Below are 26,444 nucleotides of genomic sequence, written 5' to 3'. Positions count from 1 at the left end.
TCCCGGCGCGGTTTCTCATTTGAAGTAGGCCCGCGGCGTGGTCCCGGTCATGGCCTTGAAGAAGGCGATAAAGATGCTGTCACTGGCAAAGCCCAGCTCGAAGGCGGTGTAGCCGATGCTGCGGCCGGTGGCGAGCAGTTCGATGGCGCGCATCAGCCGCCATTGCTGACGCCATTGCTGGTAACCCAGGCCGGTTTCGCGCTGGAAGATCCGGCCGATGGTGCGGCTGCTGGCGCCGACCCGGGTGGCCAGCACTTGCAGCTCCGGTGGCAGGCACTGCAGGTCGTCCAGCAGCGGTTGCAGGCGTTTGTCCCGGGGCAGGGGCAAGGACAGTGGCTGGTGCAGCGCGGCACCGATTTCTTCGAGGCACAGGCCCAGCAGGTGCGGGTAGCGGCCCTGGCTCCAGTCGCAATCGAACGCCGCCAGGGCCATGGGTTCCAGCACGGCGCGCAGCAGGGGGCTGACATCGATCACCGCCACGTCCGCCGGCAGGCGCGGACTGAGTTCGACGCTGAAATACAGCGAGCGGTAATCCACGCTCTGCTGCATTTGCGCCCGGTGCTGCACCCCGCCGGGAATCCAGGCCGCCCGCGAGGGCGGCAACAGGCACAGGCGGTCGGCCAGGGTGATCCGGGTGCAGCCCTGGCGGGTGTACAGCAGTTGCCCGCGTCGGTGCCGGTGCAGGCCGGAATCATGATCGCCGAGGGTGGCGGCAATGCCGATCACTGGCGCGCTGAAAGGGTCCGGGTCGAAGCGTGCCTGGGGATCGAGCCATGCCATCTTTGTCCGATTTCCACTGTTTGTTGGCAGGATTGCGATAATACGCCAGCCTCGCCTGCCTAGAATCGCCGGCATGTTTTTTTTGCCGAGTCCCGCCTGATGAACCGCCGCTCCCTGTTGCCCCTGGCCATGGCCCTGCTGATGTTTCCGCAGATCGCCCAGACCCTCTACAGCCCGGCCTTGAACGACCTTGGCCGGGCCTTTGGCGTGGCCCCGGCACAGGCGGCCCAGAGCCTTTCGGTGTTTGTCCTGGGCTTTGCCCCGGGGGTGTTGCTGTGGGGCCGGGTGAGTGATCGCTGGGGCCGGCGCCCGGCCTTGCTCGGCGGTCTGGCGCTGTATGCCCTGGCGCTGGGGCTGGAGTTGCAGGTGCAGCGTTTCAGCGCGCTGTTGCTGTGCCAGGCCCTGGCGGCGCTGGGCGCGGCGGCGGGCTCGGTGGTGACCCAGACCCTGCTGCGCGACCTGTTTCGCGGCGGCGAGCTGGTGCGGGTGTTTTCCCTGGTGGGCATGCTGCTGGCGGCGAGCCCGGCGATTGGCCTGTTCAGTGGCTCCGCCCTGGTGCACGCCTGGGGTTACCGGGGCGCCCTGGCCGGCTTGTTGCTGCTGGCCCTGGCCTTGCTCGGCTGGTGCGCCCGGGCCTTGCCGGAAACCCGTCCGCCGGCGCAGCCCCGGGTGCCCCTGGTCGCGACCCTGTGGCAAATGCTCGGCGATCCGGGCATCTGGCGGTCGGCGCTGCTGGTGGCGCTGTTCAATATTGCCTTGCTCAGCTACTACAGCCTCGGGCCATTCCTGTTTCGCGATCTGGGGCAGGACGAGCCAGGGTTCGGCTACAGCGGCGTGGCCCTGGCCCTGGCTTCCGGGTTGGGCGCCTGGCTCAACCGCCGGCTGTTGGGCCGTGGCTGGAACAGTGCAACCCTGCTGCGGCTGGCGGCCCTGGCGGTGACCGTCGGCGGCCTCGGGGTGACGGCCTTGCAGCACAGCCTGTGGCTGGTGCTGCCGATGCTCGGGGTGGTGCTGGGCTTTGGCCTGGCGATCCCGAACATTCTCGGCTCGGCCCTGACGGCCTACAGCGACCGGCTGGGCAGTGCCGGGGCCTGGTTCGGCCTGTTCTATTACCTGCTGATCGGTGCCGGGCTGCTGCTGGTGGGCTGGGGACAGGCCCTGGGCCCGAGCCTTGGCCTGTGCGGTGTGGCGGCCTTGCTGCTGTGCCTGGGCGCGGGCCGCTGCCGATGAATCCGGGGTTTGCGACACACGGTCGCCCCGGATGCCGCGAAGGGGCCATTGTTTGACCATGATCAAGCCGCTGCCCGGCGCATCCGCGCAGCCTGTCGGCTGATCCGCGCAATGGCGCACCCCCTTCCCGCAAATGGAGAACGGCAACATGGCCAAGATGAAAGCCGCGGTATTCGTGGAAAAGAACCGCATCGTCCTGGAAGACAAGGACATCCCCGAAATCGGTCCGCTGGACGCCTTGGTGCGCATCACCACCACCACGATCTGCGGCACCGACGTGCACATCCTGCGGGGCGAGTATCCGGTGGCCAAGGGCCTGACCATCGGCCACGAGCCGGTGGGCGTGATCGAGCGCCTGGGTTCCCAGGTCCGTGGTTTCCACGAAGGCCAGCGGGTGATCGCCGGGGCCATCACCCCCAGCGGCCAGAGCTATGCCTGCCTGTGTGGCTGTGGTTCCCAGGACGGCCCGGACACCCGCCACGGCTTTCGCGCCACCGGCGGCTGGAAGTTCGGCAACACCATCGACGGCTGCCAGGCCGAATACGTGCGGGTGCCGGACGCCCTGGCCAACCTGTGCCCGATCCCCGACGGCCTGAGTGACGAAGAAGTGCTGATGTGCCCGGACATCATGTCCACCGGCTTCTCCGGCGCCGAGCGCGCCGAAGTCAATATCGGCGACAGCGTGGCGGTGTTCGCCCTGGGCCCCATCGGCCTGTGCGCGGTGGCCGGAGCCCGGCTCAAGGGCGCCACCACCATCATCGGCGTCGACACCGTGGCCGCGCGCCTGAGCGTGGCGCGCGGGCTGGGGGCGACCCATGTGGTGGACTTCAAGCAGGGCGACGTGGTCAAGCAGATCATGGACCTCACCGATGGTCGCGGGGTCGACGTGTCGATCGAAGCCCTGGGCACCCAGGGCACCTTCGAATCGGCGCTGCGGGTGCTGCGTCCGGGGGGCAAGTTGTCGAGCCTGGGGGTCTATTCCTCCGACTTGCGCATCCCTGTGGATGCCTACGCCGCCGGCCTCGGCGACCTGAGCATCCTCAGCACCCTGTGCCCCGGCGGCAAGGAGCGCATGCGCCGGCTGATGGAGGTGGTCGCCAGTGGCCAGGTCGACCTCAAGCCCCTGGTCACTCACCGCTTCAAGCTCGATGACATCGAGGCCGCCTACGAGCTGTTCGCCAGCCAGCGCGACGGCGTCATGAAAATCGCCATCACGCCATGACCCGCGCACCGGGTGGCCTTGATGCACATCAAGGCGCCCGGGCCCGTCTGCCTCGACACTTTGGCCATTACCGTCCAAGGAGGTTCACCATGAGCCAGTACCAGCGCCTGCTGCTGATTGCCGATCCCCAGCAGCACCAATCCCCCGCGGCTCGTCGCGCCGCCGTCCTGGCCCAGGCCACTGGCGCAGCGCTGCATGCCCTGGTGTTCGTCGAACCGCCAGCGCGCACCTACCTGTGGGAAGAACACCTGGAAGACAGCGAACGCCAGGCCTACCTGCAACGCCATGAACGCTGGTTGCAGGTGGAAGCCGAATGGATGCGCGAGCAGGGCGTCGAGGTCACCACCCAGGTGATCTGGAGCACCCAGGTGCTCAAGGACATGCTGGCCTACATCGACGAGTTCCAGCCCGACCTGCTGATCAAGGACGTGACCCTGGAATCGGCCCTCAAGCGGGTCTTCGTCACCCCGCTGGATTGCCACCTGCTGCGCGAGGCACCGGTGCCGGTGCATCTGGTCAACGACGCCCCGCACAAACTGCCCCGGCGCATCGTCGCCGCCGTCGACCCGGCCCAGTCCGACACCCAGATCCGCGGCCTCAATGGCCTGATCATCCAGACCGCCAACGCCCTGGCCCTGCAATGCGATGCCCAGCTGCACCTGCTGTATGCCTACGACCTGATGCCGATGCTCGATGGCGTGGCGCCAGTGGCGTCCACCGCCTGGAGCGTCAACTGCCTGGACGAGCTGCGCGAGTCCCTGCACAAGGAGTTCGAACGCCTGGGCGATGAATACAACGTGCCCCAGGAATTTCGCCACTTCATCATGGGCCCGCCGGTGCCGGGCATCGCCCAGTTCGTCGACGAATACCTGGTGGACGTGGTGGTCATGGGCACCGTGCACCGCACCGGCTTTGGCCGGCTGATCGGCAGCACCACCGAGCGTGCCCTGTACTCGATGCCGGGCAGCGTCCTGGCGGTGAAAGGCGGTGGGGCCTCCTGAACCGCGGGAAGTAGCTACGCCGATTCGCCTTCTTTTGTAAGGCAAATCCGAGAAACTGCCGGCCGCTTGAATGCGTCGGGTGAGCGGGCTAGGGTGCTGGAGCCATCGCCCAATCGATGGCTCGGATGTGCAAGTCCGGTCATGTCGGCGCATCGTTGTCAAAAGCAGTTTCCGGGCTTTCTTGCCCTTCGTTTCTGCGTTATGGCAGCCGTGCGTGGGAGACTTTCGAGTCTGCCGGGTTCCGATATGCCCGGTCTTGCACACCTGCGTACGGCTGCCACCTTATTCGTGTGCAAGCGAACGGTGGCGGCTCCCATGAGTTTCATATCGGAGTTTGATCATGAAAAAGATTGTCTCCGATCCCCCCACGTCCTATCGCGATCCCCAACTCAAGGCCGCCAACGCCACCCTGCGCGTGGCTCTGGCCCGGCAACCGCAGGACCCGGCGCTGTTCCAGCGCAACACCCAGGCCAAAGCCGTTAGCCCCGACTCGCTGTTCAGCGTGCGCGAAGGCGTCAGTGCTGAAGAGGCATTGGTGCATGTGGCGTTGTTGCTCAAATGCGCCGAGGAGGTCTGCGATGAAATCACCCAGCAGGGCAGCGGCATCGAGCGCGGGCTGATCTGGTCCATGGTGCATTCGGTAGAGATGGCCCGGGCGGTGGTGGAGGCGTTGCTGGACGCCGGCCCGCAAGGCCTGCATCGCCTGGGCTGACGCTTTCGCTGGCAAGCCAGCTCCTACGGAGGGAGAGACCGCTTCAGCGGCGGGCCGGCCGCAAGGCCGCCGTCGCGCTTGATCTGCCTGCATCTTCAACCCGCTGCAAAAACCAAGCGCCCGCACTTTAGTTCTGGTCCGATCCTCGGCCCTTCGGGCCTCGGTTATAAAGCTCGCCACAACCTCACCGCTGGCGGCTCCTTGCGTTTGGCTCGCCATGATTGGGTGATTTTCCAGTGCTTTTTTCACTGTTAATCCTGTCGCCATGACCCAAGCCCCCTCACATCGCCCTCACATTGCCTGGACGCTGTATTTCTGCGTGCTGTTCAACGTGTTCGTCTGCGGTCTGGGTCATGGACAGATGGCGGCACTGGAGATCACCGGCGTGGGCGGGCAGTTCTGTCACGCCCTGGGCGAATCGGCATCGACCCTGGATGAAGGCCCCAGCGACAACACCCGCCCCGGCACCTTGGGGGCTTTTGTCTGTCCCCTGTGTTCGGCGGTGAGCCTCGGGCTGGGGCTGCTGTTCTGCTTGACCTGGCTGCTGCTGGGGCGACGCTCGGCGCGGGTCAAGGTCGAGCAGCGCAGCAAGGCGCCGCCGCGTTACTCCTGGCCGTCACTCAATCCTCGGGCTCCTCCTCTGCGCGCCTAGCGCTGCTGCGCGACGGCCCTGGCCGCCGCGTCATTTTCATCCCCCGGTACTTTCCTGCGGTCGCCATGGCGACGGCGGCCGGGGGCTGTTCGATGATTTTTTCGAGTCCGAGTCCATGACGTTCCCTTATCGCTCCTCCAGCTGCGCGGCGCTGTGCTGTGCGCTGTCGTTCAATGCCCTGGCCGATGCCCCGCTGCAATTGCCGCAGACGCGCATCAGCGCCGACGAGCTGCCGCAACCCGGCCTGCAACTGGATACCCAGACCAGCACCGGTTCACGCCTGGGCCTGACCCCGCGGGAAACCCCGGCGTCGGTGAATGTGGTCAACCGCCAGCAGATCGAGCAGCGCGGCGCCGCCAACACCCAGGACATCCTGGCCAGCGTGCCGGGGATGAACGCGGCGGCATCGCCGGGCATTCCGGGGTTCGTCTCCTATCGCGGGTTTTCCGGGCCGCAGATCACCCAGCTGTTCAACGGCATCAGTGTGCAATACGACTCCATCGCCGCCCGTCCCGTGGACAGCTGGATCTACGACCGGGTCGAGGCGGTGGGCGGGCCGTCGAGCTTTCTCTATGGCACCGGCGCGGTGGGCGGCTCGATCAACTACATCACCAAGCTGCCTTCGCGCACCGAGTCGTTCAATGAAGGGCGAGTCAGCTATGGCTCCTTCGACAGCCGTGAAACTTCCTTCGGTTTCAACCATGCGCTGAACGACGGCGCCGGGCCGCGGCACTACGCGCGCTTCGATGTCAGCCACACCAGCAGCAACGGTTATGTCGACCGCGAGCAGCGCGATGCCTGGACCACGGCGTTTTCCCTGCTGACGGATTTCAACGACCAGCTGTCCCACACCCTGGCCTACGAGTACCAGAACGAAAGCGTCGACAGCCCTTACTGGGGCACGCCAGCGCTGAACCCCCTGGGGGGCAAGATGGAAGTGGACAAGCGCCGGCGTTTCGAGAACTACAACGTCAGCGACGGTCGCTATGAACAGCGGGTGCAGTGGTTGCGCTCGATCATCGATTATCAGCTCGATGAGCGCACTTCGCTGCGCAACACCCTGTACCACTACAACGCCGATCGCGAATACCGCAACCTGGAAAACTACGCCTACAACAGTGACAACAGCCAGGTGCTGCGTTCCGGCATCCTGCTTCAGCGCCACGCCCAGGAACTCAACGGCAACCGTTTCGAACTGCTGCACCAGAACTCGCTGTTCGGCCTCGACAGCCAGTGGTCGGCGGGCCTCGACTACAGCCACAACGTGATGAGCAACTACCCGCGCTCGGTGTCGGGCACGCTGCCTGGCGTTGCGCCGGGCGACTTCGATCCGGGCAGTTTCTGGGACTTGCCGGGCATGCAGCGCGGCTTCGAGAAGAACCGCCGCAACCAGGTGGACACCTGGGCCCTGTTCCTGGAAAACCGCCTGCAACTGACCGATCGCCTGTCCCTGCTCAGTGGCTTGCGCCATGACCAGATCGACCTGCAAGTGACCAACTACCGCGCCGTCACCGAAGCCAACCCGGCGTTCTTCCAGCGCAAATACCGGCCCACCACCGGGCGTCTCGGGCTGGTCTATGAGCTGACTCCGGCGGCCAACGTCTACGTGCAATACAGCACCGCCGCCGATCCGCCGTCGGGCATCCTGACCACCGCCAGCTACGGGCAGGTGCGTGACTTTGACCTGAGCACTGGCAACCAGTGGGAGATCGGCAGCAAGTTCGATTTCCTCGATGGCCGTGGCTCGGCGACCCTGGCGGCCTACCGCATCGAGCGCAAGAACCTGTCCACCGCCGACCCGAGCAACCCCGGCAGCAGCCAGCCGGTGGGCCAGCAATCGTCCCGCGGTGTGGAGCTGGCCGGTTCGTTGCGGGTCACGCCCAAGCTCTTGGCCGAAGGCAACCTGGCCTATGTCGATGCCCAGTACGACGAGTTCTATGAAAACGTCGGCGGGCGCCCGGTGTCGCGCAAGGGCAACAGCCCCACCAACACCCCGGACAAGGTGGCCAACCTGTGGCTGAGCTATGACCTTGCCCCGTCCTGGCAGGTGGGCGGCGATGCACGCTACGTGTCGTCGATGTACGCCAACGCGGCCAACACCCGCTATGCGCCGGCCTACACGATCTTTGGCGCCTTTGTCGGCTACCAGTTGAATGCCGATACGCGGATCACCGGCCGGCTGCGCAACCTCACCGATCAGGTCTACGCCCGCACCACGGGGCCAACCCAGCTGTACCTGGGGGCGCCACGGACCTTCGAGCTGGCGCTGCAAACGCGCTTTTAACCTGAGCCAGCGGGGCGCCTGACAGCGCCCCGCGCCTCTGTGAGATGGCTGTTTTTGTGAGAGGCCTGCGATGAAGCGTTATCTGTACCTCTGGCACCGTTGGCTGGGCATTGTCGCCTGCCTGTTCATGGCCCTGTGGTTTATCTCCGGGGTGGTGATGCTGTATGTCGGCTACCCCAAACTGACCCCCGCCGAGCGTCTGGCGCATTTGCCGGTGCTGGTCCTGGAGCGGGAGGGGGTCGACCTGGAGCAGGTGCTGCACGCCGCCGATCCCGAGCAGGCGCCGTCGAGCATCCGCCTGACCACGGTGGCCGGTGCGCCGCGTTACATCCTCGAATACCCGGGGCCGCGCAAGGTGGCGATCGAGGCCGACAGCGGCCTGCAGGCGTTGCCCACTGACCGGGTCGAGGCCCTGGCGGCGGCCCGGCAATTCGCGCCGGGGGTGGCGGTGCGCGATCGCGGCGCGGTACAGGGCGACATGTGGAGCCAGTCCCGGGCCCTGGACGCCGACCGGCCCCTGCACCGGGTGGCCACCGCCGATGCCGAGCGCCGCCTGTTGTATGTCTCGGGCAGCACCGGCGAGGTGGTGCGCGACGCCACCGCCACCGAGCGCGGCTGGAACTGGATCGGGGCCTGGCTGCACTGGCTGTACCCGCTGCGCGGCATCGGCATCGATGGCGCCTGGGGGCCGATCGTCACTTACCTGTCCCTGGCCGCGACCCTGATGACCGTGCTCGGCCTGGCCGTGGGCGTGCTGCGCTGGCGCTTCACGCGCACCTATCGCAACGGCTCGCACTCGCCGTACCAGGGCTTTGCCCGCTGGCATCACCTGGGCGGCCTGTTGTTCGGGGTACTGGCCATCACCTGGATTTTCAGCGGCCTGATGTCGATGAACCCGTGGCAGATCTTCAGCAGCGCCCAGCCCTTGTCGCTGGCTGCCTATCAGGGCGCACCGCTGCACCCGGCGGCCTTTCCCCTGAGCGCGAGCCAGGCCCTGCAGCGCTTTGCCGACGACGGCCTGAGGGCCCGGGAGCTGGAGTGGCGGATGATCGGCGGCAAGGGCTACGTCATCGGCTACGACGGCGCCGGGCGCACACGGATTCTGTCCATGGCCGACCAACAGGTCCTGCATCAGTTCAGCCCGGGCACCTTACAACAGGCGGCCTGGGCCATCCGCCCCGAGCGGCCGATGATCGTCCAGCAACTGACGGCCTACGACTTCTATTACTACGCCCGCGAGCCCCACAGCATGATGGGCCACCAGCAGCAGCGCCTGCCGGTGCTGCGGGTGCGCTTCGACGACCCGGCCCAGACCTGGCTGCATCTTGACCTGCACACTGGCGCGGTGGTCAGTCAACTGGACCAGCCGCGCCGCGCCTCGCGCTGGTTGTTTGCCCTGTTGCACAGCTGGGACTGGCTGCCCCTGCTGGCCAACCGGCCACTGTGGGATGTTTGGATGATTGTGTTCAGCGTCGGTGGTTTGCTGATCAGTGGCACTGGGGTGGTGCTGGGCTGGCGGCGCCTGGGACGTTCGTTGAAGCGGGGCAGGGGATAGGTGCACGGGCCCAGACCCTGGCGGGGGCCTGTGCCTGGGCAGCATCTCAGATAGCTCCCAATTTCAGATCGCTCCCATGCCCCTCCTGCGTCGCTGCTTGTTAAGTTGCAGGTCCGTTTTTGCGCAATTGCTCCACAGTCGACGATATTTCCGTCGCCTGGGAGCGCTTGGGCTAATGGACTTAGCCGCAACACGTCAAGGAGCGACCCATGTTCAGCCCGGCCGACCAGACCCACTTCAGCCTGGACATCCAAGGCATCCAGCACGACTTCCAGGTGCTCGCCTTCCAGGGCAGCGAAGCCATCAGCCAGCCGTTTCGCTTCGACCTGCAACTGGTCAGCGAGCGCCCCTTCATCGACCTCGAACCCCTGCTGCACCAACCAGCCTTTCTCGCCTTCGATCCCCAGGGCCACGGCATCCATGGACTGATCCAGCGCATCGCCCAGGGTGATGCCGGCAAACGCCTGAGCCGCTACAGCCTGTCACTGCAGCCGCAGCTGGATTACCTGCGCCACCGCAGCAACCAGCGGATTTTCCAGCAGCTCTCGGCGCCGCAGATCATCGCCCTGATCCTCGAAGAGCACGGCATCCTCGGCAATGCCTACCAGTTCCAGATCCAGCAGCCGTGCCCCGCGCGCAACTACTGCGTGCAGTACGACGAGAGCGACCTGCACTTCATCCAGCGCTTGTGTGAAGAAGAAGGCCTGCACTACCACTTCCAGCACAGCCGCGAGGCGCATTTACTGGTGTTCAGCGACAACCAGAGCGTGTTCCGCAAGCTCGGCCGCCCCACCGCCTATGTGCGCGGCAGCGGGCTGGTGGCCGATGAGCCGGTGATCAAGGGCTTCAACGTGCGCCTGGAATCCCGCACCAGCCGCGTCACCCGACGCGACTACGACTTCGAAAAACCACGCCTGCAAATGGAGGCCGCCTACAAGCCCGACGCCCAGCCCCAGCAACCGGACCTGGAGGACTACGACTACCCCGGGCGCTTCACCGATCGCGAACGGGGCAAGTTGCTCAGCCAGCGGGCCCTGGAACGCCATCGCGCCGACTACCGGCAAGCCGAGGGCTGGGGCGATCAACCGCGACTGGTCAGCGGACATTTGCTGGAACTGTCCGATCACCCGCGCCAGGCGTGGAACGACCTCTGGCTGCTGACCCAGGTCAGCCATGAAGGCAAACAGCCCCAGGTGCTGGAGGAATCGATCACCAGCGACACCGAGTCGAGCGATGGCTTCCAGCAGGGCTACCGCAACCGCTTCCTCGCCACCCCCTGGGATGTGTTCTTCCGCCCCGCGCTGGACCATCCGAAACCCCGGGTCCTGGGCAGCCAGACCGCAGTGGTCACCGGCCCGGCAGGAGAGGAAATCCACACCGATCAGTACGGCCGGGTCAAGGTGCAGTTCCACTGGGACCGCGAAGGCCAGGGCGACGACCGGACCAGCTGCTGGTTGCGGGTCGCCTCCAGCTGGGCCGGCGACCGCTACGGCGCCCTCGCCATCCCGCGCATCGGCATGGAAGTGCTGGTGGACTTTCTCGAAGGCGACCCCGACCAGCCGCTGATCAGCGGTTGCCTCTACCACCAGGAACACCCCGTCCCCTACGAACTGCCGGCCAACAAGACCCGCAGCCTGTTCAAGACCCTGAGTTCGCCGGGTGGCGCCGGCTTCAACGAAGTGCGCATCGAAGACAAGCAAGGCGCCGAACAGATCTTCGTCCACGCCCAGCGCGATTGGGATGAAAACATCCAGCACGACCAGAAGATTCGCGTTGGCCACGAGCGTCACGACAGCGTCGAAGCCAACAGCTACAGCGAACTCAAGGCCGAGGAACACCGCACCGTCCACGGCGAACGCAAAACCGAAATCCGCGCCGACGACCACCTGAACGTGGCGCAAAACCAGCACATCAAGCTGGGCACCGCACAACTGCTCCAGGCCGGGCGTGAGATTCATCTGCAAGCGGGCCAGAAAATGGTGATCGAAGCGGCCAGTGAACTGACGGTGCAAGCCGGGGGCAGCTTTATCAAGCTCGACGCCAGCGGTGTCAGCGTGAGTGGAGCGTTACTCAAGGTGAATGCGGGAGGTGCGGCGGGGGCTGGCTCGGGCATTGGAATCCAGCCGCCGGTGCTACCCGGCGTGGCGGATAAGGATAAGGCGGGGAGCTTGATGGAGAAGGCCTTGGTGAATCCATTACAAGAGCCGATCAAGCCTCAGCGACAACGGCTGATCAATTTCTCCGGCTGATGAAGGCTCCCTGATACAGGGGGGGCAAGGACGAAGTCATGACAGAGACATCGGGCAACCAAAAGACAATCGATAAAGTCGAGAACTGGGTATTTCCACTGAAAGTGGGAACGACTCGGTCGATAGATCCACAGCAGTATTACCAGGCCTTGGCCAAGGCCGAAGATGGTTTCTATCCCATAGGTGCCAATGGCCTTTGGCATGGTGGTGTGCATTTCGATGACGCCAGCGGACTGGTTTCAGACAAGACTGAAGTGCGCTGCATCGCTGACGGCGAGGTGGTGGCGTATCGAATTGACAAGACTTATCCGGTATCCGAGTACGGTTCGAAGAGCGCGCCATTTTCCACGGGCTTTGTGTTGGTCAGGCACCGCCTTGAACTCCCTGCACCTCCCGGGTCACCTGCCACGGCGGGTCCTAGCCTGATTTTCTTCAGTCTGTACATGCATTTGCTGGATTGGCAGGGCTATCAAACCACTCCGGCACTCAAGCGCCCCGGCTTCTGGAACGCCACCTACAAGGTCAAAGCGGCAGCATCCGACAAACTGCTCGGGCTTAGGGTTCGTAGCAGCGACTCTGGTGGTAATACGCCGATATTGACCGTATTGCCTCGCGGAACCACGGTGTTCACCAAACCCGCACCCGATACTCAGAGATGGCTGGAAGTGGTCGACGTCATACCGGCGGTAGCCGAACTGGCAGAGCAGACTGGCTGGGTATTCAAGGAGGAAATGCAGCGCATTTCTGCGGATCAATACTTTGTGGGGGACAAGGCCCGGGATCTTCCACAGGAGCAGGAAAATGGCGCAATCGTGCGTGATGCTTTTGCCCAGGGAAGGCCAATAGGCTTTCTGCCGGTAGGCACGCAAATCAGAATCAGCGACGAAAAAAACTCTGGCAAATACCGCAAGTTGCTCGAAATTGTCAGTGGTGAGTCCATGCCAGTTCTTGTTCCAGACGTTGAGGGAGTGTTGCCAGGGTATGTCTCACTTGATCTTCTGGACGCAATGAGCACACCGGAGGATATGGACAAGGTTGTCCCTTTGAAAACGGCTTATAAAGTCAAGGCGGGCGAACTTCTTGGGCATGTGGGCAAGTATCAGAATCAATCGGACTCCGCGCCGAAGAATCTGCTGCATCTGGAAGTGTTTAGCTGTGAAGACGTCAAGACGTTTATCCAACAGAGTCGAGCCACAGCGGCCAACTTGCCTGCAAAGGACAGAACCCTGGTCAAGGTCGCAAAGGGTGCAAAGCTGATCAGCCATGTGGCGGGTATGAGTGCAACAACCCCACCCAAGGCATCCGACCCAGGTCACCAGATTGGTTATGACCTGATTATCCCGTTGCAGGTGTTGGAATCATTACCCCCAGAGAAAAAGATCAAGTCTGCCGTGGTCATCGGCGGCCTGACCACTTACACCTATTGGTGGCACCTGGAAGGAGTGCTTGCTGATGTATCGGGCAACGCCATCAGTGGCTGGTTTGCCGAACCGGATATCGCGCTATCGCGACATTCGTCTTTTGAGTGGGAAGGTTTCACTTTCATTGAAGAAACAGTCAGCCATGTTGCGCATTACGCTGCCTTTCTTGAGGCACAAAAAGAACTTACGGAAGAAGAGCTTGCGACTTATCAGCCTGAAGTTGTAAAGGCTGGAACAGGCCCCGTCACACAGTCCCTGTACAAAATTCTTGATAAGAATGGTGATAAAAAGCTACTGCCTGATGAAATAAGGGAGGTGCTGGGTAAGCCTTGGTTCTCCCAACCGATTTCGCAGATGCTTGCGACGTATCAGAGCGAGTGGCACTACAAAAAGGAAAGCTGGGACTCCTTGGATAAACTAATGGAGCATAGTAAGGCAGAGCCCAATAAAGGTTGGGCTGAAGAGAAGAAACGGATTCAGAGTTTGAGTTGGTGGTCGGCGTTAATGGGGGGAGAACTAGGCTGTGAGAGTGGTAGATGTTGGTATATCCATCCAGTAGGTCTTTTTTCTAACGCACGTAGCTTGAAGCAGCACCCTGAAATATTTATTGGAGGCGCGAAAGTAGAGCTTGAGTTTTTAGAGTTGTATGACGGCTCGATAATTGAAGAGGATGATTATATTGCAGCAGCGGATGCGCTTGGGTGTGAAGTTGAAGCAGTAAAGGCTGTCGCCATTACAGAAACAGCGTCATCAGGTAGCTATTTCACAAAGGCCGGGGACGATGAGGTTACAGCCATACTTTTTGAAATGCATTATTTTCATCAGTTGACTAACGGTCAGTTCGACTCATCGAATCCTGATATATCGTCTAGTAGTAGGGGCGGTTATGGTACGTACTCGGCGCAATATGGGAAATTGATCAGGGCATATCGATTGAGTGCAAACGCAGCTCTGAAATCAGCATCATGGGGGCGTTTCCAGATTATGGGTAAGAATTTTTCTAGTGCTGGGTATTTATCGGTTGAGGAGTTTGTGCGGGACCTTAGTCGTTCAGAGAAAAACCATCTGAAAGCATTTGTGAATTTCGTTAAGACTGATTCGGTATTGTCTTCTGCAATTGTGCAAAAAAGACTGGTTGGGTTTTGCACTTAGATACAATGGCCCTGCTCAAGATGGATATGATGTCAGAATGACGAATAACTATAATTTGCTTAAGGGTGTTTGAGATGTTGATCCGAATCAGTACTTATGTGTTTTTAGTGCTTTGGAGTTTCTGTTCATGGGGCGCTCAAGAGGAAATGTGCGAAAGCGAAGTGGCCATTTTTCAATGCGAGATGCGAGGAGGAAAAAATCTAGCGCTATGCCCTGAATATGTTGATGGTGACCTGTCGGGAATTCAATACCGCTTCGGCAAAAAAAACAATAAGGAAATGATTTTTCCTAGCAATGGGTTTGGTTTTGAGGGGTTCACATTTAATCACTATTTTCGTTATCAGGTTTCTTATGCGAAGTTGAGTTTAGCTGTGGAAAATTACAAGTACGAAATTTATAGCAACTATGATGGCGAGGCGTTTGGGGGAGGCAAAAAAAGTGCTGGGGTTGTTGTGTCAAGAGCTCCCGAGATGAAAGAAGTACAGATGTCATGTAGAAAAATATATATAGACAATCTTAAAGAGGTTGCGCCCTATGTGATCTGTGATAAAGATGATGCATTAGGGTGTGGAAGGTGATTTTTTATAATCGATTTTAAAAATCCAGAATAAAAATGCATGGAAACTCTATTATGGCGAGTTGCCAAAATAAAATAGCAGCAAAGACGGCTGGCATGGATAACGGTGCTGCCAACTCATTGGCCGGGGGATGGTAGGAGGTGGGGGTCGACCTCACGGCCAAGGCTTTTATTCTGTTAGAGAGTGTATGTAAATGCTTTAAAAGGGTTTGCTCCATGCGCGACCTGCGATAAAGATGAAGTCATGGATTTAGTAGTTGATCTTGATTTTTTCTAAGTTCTTATAGCAACACATGTTTGTATACGCCTTGAACAGGTTCTGTCCTTTCTCTTAGCCATGATCCGGATCATGCTTTTGCTTCTCCAGCGGCAATTTAACCCACCGGCATCGCTCCCAGCGGTGATAATGCCCGCCTGAAAATTGACCCACTGCCAACGGAGCCCGTCGCGCCCATGTTCGTCATCACCCCGCAGGACCCTGAGACTTACCGGCGGCAAACCCGTCGCAGCACTTTGATTATCGCGCTGGTGTTCATCGCCCTGGCCATGCTGTTTTCCAGCGCCGCGGTGGCGCTGTTCGGTCAGCCGGGGGGCGACAATCTGGTGTGGAACGCGGCGGGGGTGTTCACCGGTCTGCTGATCAGCGCGGCGCTGCTGCGCAGTGTGTTCTGGAGCAAGCCGTGGATGGCCGCGGCGGTCTATGGCTGGCGTCTCAAGCGCAGTCTGATGCGGGTGACCAATGTCATGCATCAGGTCACCGCCGGGGTGGCGGCGGGCGATCCGGCGGCGCTCAAGCTGCTGCGTTTCTATCACCTGGGGCTGCTGCAGATGCATCAGTTGGACGCCAACTCCAGCGCCCACGGGCAGATGCTGGGCGAGGTGGAGCGGCATCTGGCGCTGCTGGCCGAGCAGGGTATCGATCCGCAGCAGGAGCGCCTAGAGGCGTCATGGCTGGAGGCGGTGAAGCGGCACAAGGGCGCGTGAGGGGCGCCCGGGCGTTGCTGCAAGCCCGGGCGGCGCGGCCTATTGCAGGTAGCGCCACAAGGCCTGGGCCATCGCGCTGGGCTGGCACTGGGTGCCGAACAGTTGCTGGCCGATGCTCAGACCCAGTTGCCGGTAACTCTCGAACTGTGCCTCGTCGAAAAACTGGTCCACGGTGCTCTGGTTGGGAAAGCTCGGGTTGGTCCGGGCGTAGTTGAGTACGTCCGGCGTCAGTCCGGCAATCAGCCGCGGCTTGAGCACCAGAATCCGGCAATGGGGCGTCTGGCACAGGTCATCCTCGCGGTCCGGGGAGTGGGCATGGACATTCAGCAGCAGGGCGCATTTCTGGTTGTCGGCGCTCGGCGGCTGGCGAAACTCTTCCAGGCTGGCAAATACCGTCTTCAACTGCGGATGGCTCAGCACGCCGGGGTCTTCGCGGATCTCCAGGGCCTGATCGATGCGCGCCAGGCGCACCAGGTTGGCCAGGTCGTCGAACTGGTAGTCGGGGTCGCAGCCGGCGTCGCAGGTGATGATCAACTCTACCTTGCGCCCCTGGCGCAGCAGTTCGTAGGTGCCGGTGTTCTCGAAGTGTCCGCCGTCCGACAGGTACTGGTAGTCACGGCGGTAGCCGTGAAAGCGCGCGGTCAGTTCATAGAACAGGTAGGCCTGGGTGCTGTAGCGGATCCACGGCTTGAGGTCGCGGGGCGCCCAGTGCTGTTGCCCGGGGTCGAGGAAGTGGCTGGGCCACCACAGGCCCAGGCGCACGTTGGCCAGCCCCAGCACCAGCGACATGCCGAGGCTGGTGGCGCGGCCCAGGCCGGTGCTGAAGGCGGCGCCGGAGACGCCGATCCACTGGCCCAGGGTCAGTGGACGCATGATTTCCGAGGCCGGGCCATGCTCGAGGTCGCGGCGATAGGCCTGGCCGTCGAGGAGGTAGCGCTCTGCCGGGCACTGGCTGGTTGGCGCCGGGCTGTCGGGGGCCCAGTTCGGCGCGATGCACAGCGGCTTGCCCTTGCGGTCGCGCTGCACCAGCTGTTCGGCCGGGTCGACGGTGAGGTTCATGGTGACGTTGATCAGGTGCACCGGGCCGGCGCTGGGGCTGGCGTAGTACTGCTGCAGCGACAGGTCGTCGCTGGACATCGGCTCGGCCACGCTCATGTAGGTGCGGCGCTGTTGCGCCGGGCCGTTGAAGCGCCGGCCATTGGAGGCGCCGAGGTAGGCGCGGGTCAGGCGTGCCGAGTAGAAGGCCTGCAGCGACGAGGTGTTGAGAAAACCGATGAAGCGCCCGCTGAGGTGGGTCAGCAAGGCCGCCAGCAGGCTCAGCGCCGCGAGTCGCCAGGCCACCGCGTGCTCGCCGGCAATCACGGCGCCGTCGTAGGCGATCCATTGCACCAGCAAGGCCCAGCACAGACACAGCAGGCTCAGCAGCAGGCCACCGGCCAGCAGCGCGAGCAGGTCCAGCGGTAGCCTGTGCATCCAGCCCGGCAGGCTCTTTTCATCCTTGAGCAAGGCCAGGCGCCGCACCAGCCAGACCACCGCGATCAGCGCCAGCAGGCTGCCCAAGGCTCGCAGGTCATGCAGGTAGCGATACAGCGCCTGGGCCGCGGTCACCAGCAGGGCGAGGAACCCCAGCACGGCCACAGCGGCCATGGCCCGACCCAGGGCCCGGGTGATCTGCACCCGATAGTTGCGCACGCTGTTGGCGCAGGCGTTGTCCTTGGCCGGGTCGCGGTTGTCGGCCAGGCGCTTCACCAGTTGCCGGGTGATCAGCAAGGCACCGCTGCCCACCAGGGCGCCGGCCAGGGTCAGGGCACCCACCGCGTGCCACTGGGCCAGCCCGTAGGCCAGGGCGCCACCGAGCCACAGGCCGCCGACCACGCCGAGCATGCTCCGGTACGCCGCGTTGCCCAGGCTCGGCGGCCGGTCCAGGTCGCCCTGGGGAATGATCAGCCAGTACGCCACGGCGCAGGGCAGGGCGAACAGCACCCCGGCCATCAGCGGCCAGAGCAGCAGGCTGGCGTGACTGAGCTCCTGGAACAGGGTCAGCAGACTGAGTACCAGCAGGATCGGCAGGCCGATCATGGCCTGCAGCGACAGCCAGTTGCGCCAGGTCATGGCCAGGGCGTAGAGCATGTCGCCGGAGCCGGTGGGGGTCAGGTAGCGACCGTTCTCCCGCAACCAGGCCGTGGGGCCCTGGCCCACGGGCTGCTGGGCGTAGTCGACGCCGGTGCTGATACGCCCCGGCGGTTCGAAGCGCAGGGCCTGGTAGGCATCGCGGGCGGCCTGGGCCACTGGGTCCTGGGAGGTCGGCTGGCGCAGGCGCCCGGGGAGGAACAGGCTGGAGAAGAAACCGCCGATGTAGCCGCCGCCACTGACCGTGGACAGGTAGTCGATGCGCGACAGCAGGCTGTGCTCGGCATCGGCATCGGCATCGGCATCGGCATCGGCATCGACGCCGGTGGCCGGTGGCGCTGGTCGGGTACTCGCGCTGGGCGCCGGGGCCCGGGCCATGGCTTGCAGGACGCCCAGGCAGAAGGTTGCGCTGCGGATGCCGCCGCCGGACAGGGCCAGGCCCCAGTTGCCACGGGCGGCCGGGGTGTGCCCGGGCACTTCCTGGCCCAGGCTCAGGCGTCGAAAGCGGATGCGTTGGTGCTCGATCTGGTACGGGTTCTGGTCGGGTGTCATGGACCTTCCTTGGGGGACGGAGGGGCTGCGGTCCGCGCCGCGCACCGGCAAGCGCCCGGCAGGATAGCGGATGCCGGGGGCCGCTGTGCAAGCTCCGGGTGCCTGGGGGCGGGCGCGACAGCAGAGGGCTCGGCTTCGCGGCGCCAGGGGCATTGGGCTTGTGCGGGTCGCAAGTGCTCAGGGTGATTGATGCGCCGAATGCATGGGGAAAACGCCCTTGGTTATAACGTTAGATTTTATTTATATAAATGGACATAAGCATTAGCCGCTATGCTGCCGCCAGTTTTTCACCTGGCCGCGTGATCTGTAGGGTTTTTTATCGATGGATGTGGGTAATTTCGGTTTTGTAATCGCAGGCCTGGTAGTGGGATTTATCGTCGGCATGACCGGGGTCGGAGGCGGCTCGCTGATGACCCCGATCCTGCTCTGGTTCGGCATCAACCCGGCCACGGCGGTGGGCACTGACCTGCTGTACGCCGCCATCACCAAATCCGGTGGGGTGCTGGTGCATCAGAAGAACCGCAATATCGACTGGCGCATCACCGGCTGGCTGACCCTGGGCAGCGTGCCGGCGGTGCTGGCCACCCTGTGGTTTTTGAACAACCTGGACTCCGATCCCCACGCCTTGAACGCGGTGATCAAGCAGGGGCTGGGCTTTGTCCTGCTGCTCACGGCCCTGGCCATCGTGTTCAAGAAAAAGCTCATGGCCTTCGCCCAGCGCCACGGCAAGGATTACCAGCCCAGCCCCGGCGGCCTCAACGGCCTGACCGTGGTCACCGGGCTTATCCTCGGCACCATGGTCGCCCTGACCTCCATCGGCGCCGGCGCCCTGGGCACCGTGGCGCTGTTCATTCTCTATCCGTTCCTGGCCACCAAGCGCCTGGTGGGCACCGAGATCGCCCACGCCGTGCCGCTGACCCTGGTGGCCGGCCTGGGCCACGCCAGCATGGGCAACATGGACTGGCACCTGCTGGGCTTCCTGCTGATGGGCTCGCTGCCGGGGATCTGGATCGGCAGCCACATGACCGGGCGGATTTCCGACGAGATCCTGCGCCCATGCCTGGCGGTCATGCTGTTCTCCATCGGCTACAAGCTGGCCTTTTAAAAGCAGCGGCAAGCAAAAAGCACCTGTCAGTTGCGGCGGTAGAGTGCCAAAAATGCCGCCAGCGACAGCATGGTCGCGCCGCAGCATTGATTGAGCCGGCGCATGCCGCTGGCGGTGAGGAATTTCGCCGCCTGCACCCCGCCGGCGGCATACAGCCCCATCACCAGCACTTCCACCAGCGCGGTGACCAGCGCCAGGGTGGCGTACTGGATGAAGACCGGCTGGGCGGGATCGACGAACTGCGGCAGAAAAGCCGTGAAAAACAGCAGCACCTTGGGGTTGGTCACGGCCACCGAGAAGCTGCGCCGGAACACCTCGCCACGCCGCGAACCGGCCCGCACCTGCTGGGCGTCGAGGGCCTGGGGTGCGCTGCGCCAGAGCTGGATGCCGAGCCAGGCCAGGTAACAGACGCCGACCCATTTCAAGACCATGAACAATGGCTGCGAAGCCATCAGCATCGCCCCCAGGCCGAGGCCCACGGCGGCGATGATCAGCACATCCGAGAGCGCCGCGCCGGCCATGCCCACCGCCACCAGCTGGCGATTGCGCGAGGTGCCGTTGGCCATGGCCAACAGCGAAGTCGGGCCGGGGATCAGCGCGCCGATAAAGCAGCTTGAGGTGTAGAGCAGCAGGGTGGTGGTGTTCATCGCGGTGTTCTCGTCGGGCGGGTGGCACAGTCGACGCAGCATGCACCAGCGCGGTGCGGGTTTAAAGGCATCCGCCGGCGCCCTGGCGTCCGGGTTTGAATCGGCTTCGCGGTTTGCCAACTTCTGCGGATTCCCAGGGTCAGTTATCCTGAGCCGGCCTCAGGCATGCAGTGCCGCCCCTTTCCTCTTGTGTGATGTGTTCATGACTCGTTCTCCTCCCCGTGGTGCCGCTCCCCAGACCTTGCGCGGTGGCCAGACCGGTGCCGCGATCCGCCAGTACGACTGGTCGCACACCGCCGTGGGCCCGCGGGAGCATTGGCCGAGCCTGTTGCACAGCACCTTGAGCCTGGTGCTTGAGTCCCCCGAGAGCCTGTACCTGCTGTGGGGCCCGCAGAAGCAGTTCTTCTTCAACGACGCCTATCGCCCGGTGCTTGGGCCGCGCCTGGACAACGCCCTGGGACAAACCATCGAGACGCTCTGGGCCGATGCCTGGCCGGATGTGCAGCCGATGGTGGAGCAGGCCTTCCTCGGGCATTCGTGCCGGCACGAAGACCTGCCGGTGAACATGCAGCGCTACCCCGGCGAGGAATTGACCTGGTGGTCGTTCTCCATGAGCCCGGTGTTCGACGAGCGCCAGGAGCAGGTGCTGGGGGTGCTCTGTCATACCGTGGAAACCACCGAAAGGGTTCTTCTGGGTCAGCATGCCCGGCGCACCGAGGCCCATCTGCGGGAAACCCGCGAGCTCAACACCCGGGTGCTGGCCAGCAGCAATGACTGCATCAAGGTGCTGGACCTCGATGGCCGTTTGTCGTTCATGAGCGAGGGCGGGCTGCGGGTCATGGAAGTCAGCGACTTCAATGCGATTGTCGGCTGCCCCTGGCCGGATTTCTGGCAGGGCCAGGGCAACCTCGAAGCCCGGGCGGCGATTGCCGCGGCCCAGGCCGGCGAGTCGGCGCGGTTCCAGGGCGCGGCCAATACCCTGGCCGGCACCGCCCGATGGTGGGATGTGCAGGTCACGCCCATGCTCGATGCCAGCGGCCGGCCGGAGAAGATCCTCTGCATCTCGCGGGACATCAGCGCCACCCGCGCGGCCGAGGAAGAGCTGCGCCGCCTGAATGAATCCCTGGAGCAGCGGGTCCAGGCGCGCACCCAGGAGCGGGACCGGATCTGGCAGCTGTCCACCGACCTGATGCTGGTGGCGGACTTCGACGGCCGCATCGTCGCGGTCAATCCGGCCTGGACCGCGTTGCTCGGCTGGCCGCGCGACGAGCTGGAGGGCCGCAGCTTCTACGATTTCATCCATCCCCAGGACCGCGCCGCGGCCGCCAGCGCCAGTGCCGAACTGGCCCGGGGGCAGAGCTATTCCCGGGTGGAAAACCGCTTTCTGCACCAGGACGGCAGCTATCGCTGGGTGTCCTGGAGCGCCGTGCCCGACCCGCAGCATATCCATGCCGTGGGCCGTGACATGCAGGCCGAGCGCGAGGCGGCGCAGGCCCTGCGCAAGACCGAGGACATCCTGCGTCAGGCGCAGAAGATGGAGGCGGTGGGGCAGCTCACCGGCGGCGTGGCCCACGACTTCAACAACCTGCTGACGGTGATCCGTTCGTCCACCGACCTGTTGCGCCGCAACCTCAGCGAGGAACGCCGACAGCTGTATATCGAGGCCATTTCCGACACCGTCGACCGCGCCAGCAAACTTACCGGCCAGCTGCTGGCCTATGCCCGCCAGCAGAACCTGCGTCCGGAAACCTTCGACGTCGGCGCCAGCGTGCAATTGGTGGCGCAGATGATCAATCCGTTGATCGGCGCTTGCATCGAGCTGCGTCTGGAACTGCCGGAACAGCCCTGCCACACCCATGCCGATGTCGGTCAGTTCGACACCGCGCTGATCAACATGGCGGTCAATGCCCGGGACGCGATGCAGGGCGAAGGCTTGCTGGTGATTGCCGTGGAGCGGGTGACGCAGATTCCCGCCACCGCCGGGCAGGGCGCCCAGGTCGGGGATTTTGTCGCGGTGTCGCTGACCGATACCGGGGCCGGCATCGACCCGCAGCAGATCGAGCGGATCTTCGAGCCGTTCTTCACCACCAAGGAGGTGGGCAAGGGCACCGGCCTGGGGCTGTCCCAGGTGTTCGGTTTCGCCAAGCAGTCCGGCGGCGGCCTGGAGGTCCATAGCCGGCCCGGGCAGGGCACGCGCTTTACCCTGTACCTGCCGCGCACCGAAGCCTTGGCCGGCACGCCGCTGCCGGCCGGCCCGGTGGCGCTGCCGGCGGACGGGCAGGGCGCCACCCTGCTGGTGGTGGAGGACAATCCGCAGGTGGGACGGCTGCTGGCCCAGTCCCTCAACGAACTGGGGTATCAGGTCGAGTGGGCCACCAGCGCCGCCGAGGCGCTGCGTCGCCTGAGTCAGGAGCAGGGCCGGTTCCAGGCAGTGTTTTCCGATGTGGTGATGCCCGGCATGAGCGGTATCGAACTGGCCGGGCGGATCCGCAGCGACTACCCCGGGTTACCGGTGATCCTCACCAGCGGCTACAGCCCGGCCCTGGCCGAAGGCCGCACCCGGGAGTTCGTGTTTCTGCAGAAACCCTACTCGATCGCCGAACTGGCCCAAGCCATCGATAGCTGCAGGTGCTAGGCGGCAGCAAGCTTGGCGCTGGCCGCTCAAGGCTTGCCGCTGTTCCTCACCCATTCCTGGGCCGAACGCCACAGGCAGATCCCCAGAAAATAGGCTGAAGCCGCCAGCCACAGGCCCATGATCGACGGGCTGTGCAATGGGTGGCTGAGGATCAGCAGCGCGCCACTGAGCAGCCAGACGAAGGTCACGATGATGTTCAGCCCCATCCACTTGCGCACCCGGAACGGATGCAGGAACTGCACCCGGGTCGCCGTCAGCAGGGCCAGGACGACGATGCTCAGCAAGCTCAGCCAGGGGCCGGGCTCGATCAGGTAGAAGCACAGGGCAACCACGTTCCAGGCCGCGGGAAAACCCTGGAAGTAGTTATCGTGGCTCTTCATGTTGACGTTGCAGAAGCACAGCAGCGACGACAGCAGGATCAGCGAGGTGGCCAGCAGCGCGCTGTACTCCGGCAGGGGAATGTAGCGGTAGATGAACAGCGCCGGAATGAACACGTAGGTCAGGTAGTCGATCACCAGGTCCAGCACCGAGCCGTCGATGTTGGGCAGCACCGAGCGGGTGTTGACCTTGCGCGCCAGGGAGCCGTCGACGCCGTCCACCAGCAGCGCCACCCCCAGCCATAGCAGGCAGGCCTTGGGCTGGTTGTCGAACAGCGCCAGGGTGGCGAGCAGGGCACTGACCACACCGGTGGCGGTAAAGCCATGGGCGCCCCAGGCTTTGATTCTGGCGATCTGCAGGGTCGATATCACAGGGCGTGTCTCCGGCGGCTGAGGGGGCCTGTAGTGCCCGCGTCGCTCAAGGGCGGCGCGGATCCAGGTTGCAGTAATCGACCGAAAAGCCTGGCAGAAGGTTCAGCGCGATCCTGCAAGCAGGCCCTTGTCGCAACCCTTGGCCGCCGCATGCCCGGCCTGGCCGGGGCCAGCGGTCGAGGGGATTTTCAGAGTTTAGGCGCGATGGCCGAAGCGACAAGAAAAACGCCACGTGCGCGCAGCCGACACGTGGCGTTTGGTTTTTCCGGCGCAGGCCTGGCGCGCAGCCGGAGCGCTTACCGGACCGTCTCAAGCGCGCTGAGAATCCCATGGGCGGCCTTGACCCGCTCTTCGTTGGGGTAGTTCTTGTTGGCCAGCAGGACGATGCCGATCTGCTTGCCGGGGACAAACAGCACATAGGCGCCGAAACCGCTGGTGGAACCGGTCTTGTTGTACAGGGCGTCAGCTTTGGGCGCATCGGCCGGGGTCAGCCATTGCACGGGGTGCGGCTCCAGAGCCATGGCCGGTGAGTTGCCGGCCATCAGCCGCGCCAGGGGCACCGGGTAGGCGTAGCGCTCCCAGCCCAGGCCCTGGGTCATGTCGCCGACCCGGTAATAGCCGCTCTGGGTGCTGGCGATGGCTTTTTGCAGCGTGTCGTCCAACGGCTGCGGTTGCAGGTTGTCGGCAATGAACTGCAGCAGGTCCGCGGCGCTGGTCTTGACCCCGTAGGCCTCGCTGTCCATGGGCCCGGGGCCGACCCGAGTCGGCTTGTCCTGCTTGTCATAGCCCTGGGCGTACTGAGCTTGCTGGGCTTGCGGGACGCGGATGTAGCTGTGCTTGAGGCCCAGCTTGGGAAACAGCATCTGCTCCATCAACTGATCGAACGGCTGGCCGAGGCTGCGGGCCGCCAGGTAGCCGAACAACCCGAGGCTGGGGTTGGAATACTGGCGCTGGATGCCGGGGCTGAAGGTCGGTTTCCAGGTGTTGTAGTAGTCCAGGGTCTTGTCCTCGCCCTGCACGTCATCGGGAAACTGCAGCGGCAGGCCGCCGGCGGTATAAGTGCCCAGCTGCAACAGGCTGATACCGTCGAAGGCGCTGCCACGCAGGGCCGGCAGGTACTGGCTGGCCTTATCCTCGAGGGCCAGCTTGCCGCTGGCCTGGGCGTAGGCCGCCAGGGTCGCGGTGAAGGTCTTGCTCACCGAACCGACCTCGAACAGGGTGTCGTGGTCCACCGGGCGCTGATTGTCCTTGGAGGCGACGCCGTAGTTAAAGTAATGTCGCTTGCCGTTGGCGATGATCGCCACTGCCATGCCGGGGATGCCCTGCTGCTGCATCAACGGACGGATGGTGGCGTCCACCGTGGCTTTCAGGGCGCTGTCCGGGGAGGTGTCGGCCAGTGCCTGGGTGGCACCAAGAAGCAAGGCACAGGCGCCGAACAGGCCCCGTCCGGTTAAGGTTATTTGCCGCATGATGGGGGATTTTCCATATGTATTGCTTATTTTGACCGCAGGGTTCCAAGCGGCCTTCCGGCCTTGATCTTCGTTGCGCGAATTCAAGGGGCACATGGCTCGCCAGGCGTTCCTGGCGGGGGGCGCCGGGTCGGCGGCTGGCGAGCGAGGCCAATGTAGGCAGTCTGTGGGGGATCGACAAACGATGATATTTCGCAGCAGCCATTAGAAAAACTAGGGAATAGTCATGCTCCGTCCTCATCTGCCCTTGAATGCGCTGCGCGCCTTCGAAGCCTCGGCCCGTCATTTGAGCTTCACCCGCGCGGCCATCGAGCTGTGCGTGACCCAGGCGGCGGTCAGCCATCAGGTCAAGAGCCTGGAGGCCCAGCTCAAGGTCACCCTGTTCAAGCGTCTGCCCCGGGGGCTGATGCTCACCAGCGAAGGCGAGACGCTGTTGCCGGTGCTGCGCGAGTGCTTTGACCGCATCGCCCAGACCCTCGGGCGTTTCGACGGCGGGCACTACCGCGAGGTGCTGACAGTGGGCGCCGTAGGCACTTTCGCGGTCGGCTGGTTGCTGCCGCGCCTGGGGGACTTCCAGGCCCGCTATCCGTTTATCGACTTGCGCCTGAGCACCAACAACAACCGGGTCGACGTGGCCGCCGAGGGCCTGGACTACGCCATCCGTTTTGGCACGGGAGCCTGGCACGGCATCGAAGCCCTGGAGCTGTTGCAGGCGCCGCTGTCGGTGCTGTGCGTGCCGGAGATCGCCCGTCAGTTGCACAGCCCGGCGGATCTCTTGGGCCAGACTCTGTTGCGTTCCTACCGCACCGACGAGTGGCCACAGTGGTTCCAGACGGCGGGACTGGGCAGCAACAGCCTGCTGCCCCAGAGCATTGTCTTCGACTCGTCCCTGGGCATGCTCGAAGCCGCCCTGCAGGGCCTGGGCGTGGCCCTGGCGCCGCCCTTGATGTTCGCGCGGCAACTGGCCAGTGGCGCGGTGGTGCAGCCGTTTGACATCGGCATCGTCACCGGCAGCTATTGGCTGACGCGCTTGCAGTCGCGGGCGCAAACCCCCGCCATGGACGCCTTCAAGGCCTGGCTGCTGGAGGCGCTGGCGGCCTAGGCCCCATCAATAGCGCCAATGCCCCGGCGTCCAGACCCACTGGCCGGCGTGCCAGCGGTAATGCCCGGCGACCCAGTGGTAGTTCGGCGCCGGCGCTATCGGTATCACTTCAACCATGGGCGGTGGTGGCGGCCGACGTGGATGGACCGGCTCCACTACGCAGCCGGCCAGGGTGCTGCCAAGCAAGGTGGCAATCAGGACGCTTTGGATAACACGGCGCATGCTGGGTTTCCTTG

Annotated in this window: 20 protein-coding genes; 14 read left to right on the top strand and 6 right to left on the bottom strand. The window is 63.7% G+C overall.

Going from position 1 to position 26,444, the window contains the following annotated elements; genetic code table 11:
- Positions 1-15 precede the first annotated feature (15 nt).
- Positions 16-780, bottom strand: coding sequence for a helix-turn-helix transcriptional regulator (locus GWQ44_RS12415; protein WP_103741357.1), 765 nt, complete (start codon positions 778-780; stop codon positions 16-18).
- 99 nt (positions 781-879) lie between these two features.
- Here GWQ44_RS12415 and GWQ44_RS12410 point away from each other — a divergent pair, with 99 nt between their 5' ends.
- The 11 genes from GWQ44_RS12410 (at position 880) to GWQ44_RS12360 (ending at position 15,819) form a co-directional block, all read left to right on the top strand.
- Complete coding sequence (locus GWQ44_RS12410; RefSeq protein WP_275927447.1) at positions 880-2,010, top strand: MFS transporter; 1,131 nt, start codon at positions 880-882, stop codon at positions 2,008-2,010.
- A 148-nt stretch (positions 2,011-2,158) separates the two neighbouring features.
- The gene (locus GWQ44_RS12405; RefSeq protein WP_016965345.1) at positions 2,159-3,232 is read left to right on the top strand and encodes an NAD(P)-dependent alcohol dehydrogenase; all 1,074 of its coding nucleotides are present in this window, start codon (positions 2,159-2,161) and stop codon (positions 3,230-3,232) included.
- A gap of 89 nt (positions 3,233-3,321) precedes the next feature.
- A complete protein-coding gene (locus GWQ44_RS12400; protein ID WP_275927446.1) occupies positions 3,322-4,233 on the top strand; it encodes a universal stress protein in 912 nt (303 codons plus the stop codon).
- Positions 4,234-4,573: 340 nt separating this feature from the next.
- Complete coding sequence (locus tag GWQ44_RS12395; protein ID WP_275927445.1) at positions 4,574-4,945, top strand: hypothetical protein; 372 nt, start codon at positions 4,574-4,576, stop codon at positions 4,943-4,945.
- A gap of 265 nt (positions 4,946-5,210) precedes the next feature.
- Positions 5,211-5,597: a DUF2946 domain-containing protein gene (locus tag GWQ44_RS12390; protein WP_179600623.1), complete on the top strand. Its 387-nt coding sequence runs from the start codon at positions 5,211-5,213 to the stop codon at positions 5,595-5,597.
- A 115-nt stretch (positions 5,598-5,712) separates the two neighbouring features.
- Positions 5,713-7,881 (top strand): TonB-dependent receptor, encoded by a 2,169-nt coding sequence (locus GWQ44_RS12385; protein ID WP_275927444.1) that lies wholly within the window; start codon positions 5,713-5,715, stop codon positions 7,879-7,881.
- Between the two features lie 70 nt (positions 7,882-7,951).
- Positions 7,952-9,436 carry a PepSY domain-containing protein gene (locus GWQ44_RS12380; protein ID WP_275927443.1) on the top strand — a complete coding sequence of 495 codons (1,485 nt, stop codon included), beginning with the start codon at positions 7,952-7,954 and terminating at the stop codon, positions 9,434-9,436.
- Between the two features lie 209 nt (positions 9,437-9,645).
- A complete protein-coding gene (gene tssI / locus GWQ44_RS12375; protein ID WP_275927442.1) occupies positions 9,646-11,685 on the top strand; it encodes a type VI secretion system tip protein TssI/VgrG in 2,040 nt (679 codons plus the stop codon).
- Between the two features lie 38 nt (positions 11,686-11,723).
- On the top strand, positions 11,724-14,258 hold the full coding sequence (locus GWQ44_RS12370) for an N-acetylmuramidase domain-containing protein (RefSeq protein ID WP_275927441.1): 2,535 nt from the start codon (positions 11,724-11,726) through the stop codon (positions 14,256-14,258).
- Positions 14,259-14,332: 74 nt separating this feature from the next.
- Positions 14,333-14,836 carry a hypothetical protein gene (locus GWQ44_RS12365; RefSeq protein WP_275927440.1) on the top strand — a complete coding sequence of 168 codons (504 nt, stop codon included), beginning with the start codon at positions 14,333-14,335 and terminating at the stop codon, positions 14,834-14,836.
- A gap of 452 nt (positions 14,837-15,288) precedes the next feature.
- A complete protein-coding gene (locus GWQ44_RS12360; RefSeq protein ID WP_275927439.1) occupies positions 15,289-15,819 on the top strand; it encodes a DUF3087 domain-containing protein in 531 nt (176 codons plus the stop codon).
- Between the two features lie 39 nt (positions 15,820-15,858).
- On the opposite strand, the gene GWQ44_RS12355 is transcribed toward GWQ44_RS12360, so the two are convergent.
- On the bottom strand, positions 15,859-18,501 hold the full coding sequence (locus GWQ44_RS12355; protein ID WP_275927438.1) for a hypothetical protein: 2,643 nt from the start codon (positions 18,499-18,501) through the stop codon (positions 15,859-15,861).
- A gap of 322 nt (positions 18,502-18,823) precedes the next feature.
- Between GWQ44_RS12355 and GWQ44_RS12350 the strand changes: the two genes are divergently transcribed.
- Positions 18,824-19,606, top strand: a complete 783-nt coding sequence (locus GWQ44_RS12350; RefSeq protein WP_016964526.1) for a sulfite exporter TauE/SafE family protein — start codon at positions 18,824-18,826, stop codon at positions 19,604-19,606.
- 26 nt (positions 19,607-19,632) lie between these two features.
- Here GWQ44_RS12350 and GWQ44_RS12345 read toward each other — a convergent pair whose 3' ends face one another.
- The gene (locus GWQ44_RS12345; RefSeq protein ID WP_275927437.1) at positions 19,633-20,295 is read right to left on the bottom strand and encodes a LysE family translocator; all 663 of its coding nucleotides are present in this window, start codon (positions 20,293-20,295) and stop codon (positions 19,633-19,635) included.
- 160 nt (positions 20,296-20,455) lie between these two features.
- On the opposite strand from GWQ44_RS12345, the gene GWQ44_RS12340 reads away from it, so the two are divergent.
- On the top strand, positions 20,456-22,888 hold the full coding sequence (locus GWQ44_RS12340; RefSeq protein ID WP_103742479.1) for a PAS domain-containing protein: 2,433 nt from the start codon (positions 20,456-20,458) through the stop codon (positions 22,886-22,888).
- A 26-nt stretch (positions 22,889-22,914) separates the two neighbouring features.
- Here the strand turns inward: GWQ44_RS12340 and pcsA are convergent, their stop codons facing one another.
- A complete protein-coding gene (gene pcsA, locus GWQ44_RS12335; RefSeq protein WP_275927436.1) occupies positions 22,915-23,637 on the bottom strand; it encodes a phosphatidylcholine synthase in 723 nt (240 codons plus the stop codon).
- A gap of 296 nt (positions 23,638-23,933) precedes the next feature.
- Complete coding sequence (gene ampC, locus GWQ44_RS12330) at positions 23,934-25,106, bottom strand: class C beta-lactamase (protein WP_275927435.1); 1,173 nt, start codon at positions 25,104-25,106, stop codon at positions 23,934-23,936.
- Positions 25,107-25,332: 226 nt separating this feature from the next.
- Here ampC and GWQ44_RS12325 point away from each other — a divergent pair, with 226 nt between their 5' ends.
- Positions 25,333-26,208 (top strand): LysR substrate-binding domain-containing protein, encoded by an 876-nt coding sequence (locus GWQ44_RS12325; protein ID WP_103742482.1) that lies wholly within the window; start codon positions 25,333-25,335, stop codon positions 26,206-26,208.
- Between the two features lie 6 nt (positions 26,209-26,214).
- On the opposite strand, the gene GWQ44_RS12320 is transcribed toward GWQ44_RS12325, so the two are convergent.
- Positions 26,215-26,430 (bottom strand): YXWGXW repeat-containing protein, encoded by a 216-nt coding sequence (locus GWQ44_RS12320; RefSeq protein ID WP_016964530.1) that lies wholly within the window; start codon positions 26,428-26,430, stop codon positions 26,215-26,217.
- Positions 26,431-26,444 lie beyond the last annotated feature (14 nt).

The organism is Pseudomonas sp. 3MA1, assembly GCF_029237275.1.
GTDB lineage: Bacteria > Pseudomonadota > Gammaproteobacteria > Pseudomonadales > Pseudomonadaceae > Aquipseudomonas > Aquipseudomonas fluorescens_AP.
The sequence above is the reverse complement of the archived record's forward strand: the minus strand, read 5'-3'. Positions and strand labels throughout refer to the sequence as shown.

What these genes read in the sequence shown, in the direction of transcription:
- GWQ44_RS12415 (WP_103741357.1), bottom strand. Translation starts at nt 780, where the DNA reads ATGGCATGGCTCGATCCCCAGGCACGCTTCGACCCGGACCCTTTCAGC.
- GWQ44_RS12410 (WP_275927447.1), top strand. Translation starts at nt 880, where the DNA reads ATGAACCGCCGCTCCCTGTTGCCCCTGGCCATGGCCCTGCTGATGTTT.
- GWQ44_RS12405 (WP_016965345.1), top strand. Translation starts at nt 2,159, where the DNA reads ATGGCCAAGATGAAAGCCGCGGTATTCGTGGAAAAGAACCGCATCGTC.
- GWQ44_RS12400 (WP_275927446.1), top strand. Translation starts at nt 3,322, where the DNA reads ATGAGCCAGTACCAGCGCCTGCTGCTGATTGCCGATCCCCAGCAGCAC.
- GWQ44_RS12395 (WP_275927445.1), top strand. Translation starts at nt 4,574, where the DNA reads ATGAAAAAGATTGTCTCCGATCCCCCCACGTCCTATCGCGATCCCCAA.
- GWQ44_RS12390 (WP_179600623.1), top strand. Translation starts at nt 5,211, where the DNA reads ATGACCCAAGCCCCCTCACATCGCCCTCACATTGCCTGGACGCTGTAT.
- GWQ44_RS12385 (WP_275927444.1), top strand. Translation starts at nt 5,713, where the DNA reads ATGACGTTCCCTTATCGCTCCTCCAGCTGCGCGGCGCTGTGCTGTGCG.
- GWQ44_RS12380 (WP_275927443.1), top strand. Translation starts at nt 7,952, where the DNA reads ATGAAGCGTTATCTGTACCTCTGGCACCGTTGGCTGGGCATTGTCGCC.
- tssI (WP_275927442.1), top strand. Translation starts at nt 9,646, where the DNA reads ATGTTCAGCCCGGCCGACCAGACCCACTTCAGCCTGGACATCCAAGGC.
- GWQ44_RS12370 (WP_275927441.1), top strand. Translation starts at nt 11,724, where the DNA reads ATGACAGAGACATCGGGCAACCAAAAGACAATCGATAAAGTCGAGAAC.
- GWQ44_RS12365 (WP_275927440.1), top strand. Translation starts at nt 14,333, where the DNA reads ATGTTGATCCGAATCAGTACTTATGTGTTTTTAGTGCTTTGGAGTTTC.
- GWQ44_RS12360 (WP_275927439.1), top strand. Translation starts at nt 15,289, where the DNA reads ATGTTCGTCATCACCCCGCAGGACCCTGAGACTTACCGGCGGCAAACC.
- GWQ44_RS12355 (WP_275927438.1), bottom strand. Translation starts at nt 18,501, where the DNA reads ATGACACCCGACCAGAACCCGTACCAGATCGAGCACCAACGCATCCGC.
- GWQ44_RS12350 (WP_016964526.1), top strand. Translation starts at nt 18,824, where the DNA reads ATGGATGTGGGTAATTTCGGTTTTGTAATCGCAGGCCTGGTAGTGGGA.
- GWQ44_RS12345 (WP_275927437.1), bottom strand. Translation starts at nt 20,295, where the DNA reads ATGCTGCGTCGACTGTGCCACCCGCCCGACGAGAACACCGCGATGAAC.
- GWQ44_RS12340 (WP_103742479.1), top strand. Translation starts at nt 20,456, where the DNA reads ATGACTCGTTCTCCTCCCCGTGGTGCCGCTCCCCAGACCTTGCGCGGT.
- ampC (WP_275927435.1), bottom strand. Translation starts at nt 25,106, where the DNA reads ATGCGGCAAATAACCTTAACCGGACGGGGCCTGTTCGGCGCCTGTGCC.
- GWQ44_RS12325 (WP_103742482.1), top strand. Translation starts at nt 25,333, where the DNA reads ATGCTCCGTCCTCATCTGCCCTTGAATGCGCTGCGCGCCTTCGAAGCC.
- GWQ44_RS12320 (WP_016964530.1), bottom strand. Translation starts at nt 26,430, where the DNA reads ATGCGCCGTGTTATCCAAAGCGTCCTGATTGCCACCTTGCTTGGCAGC.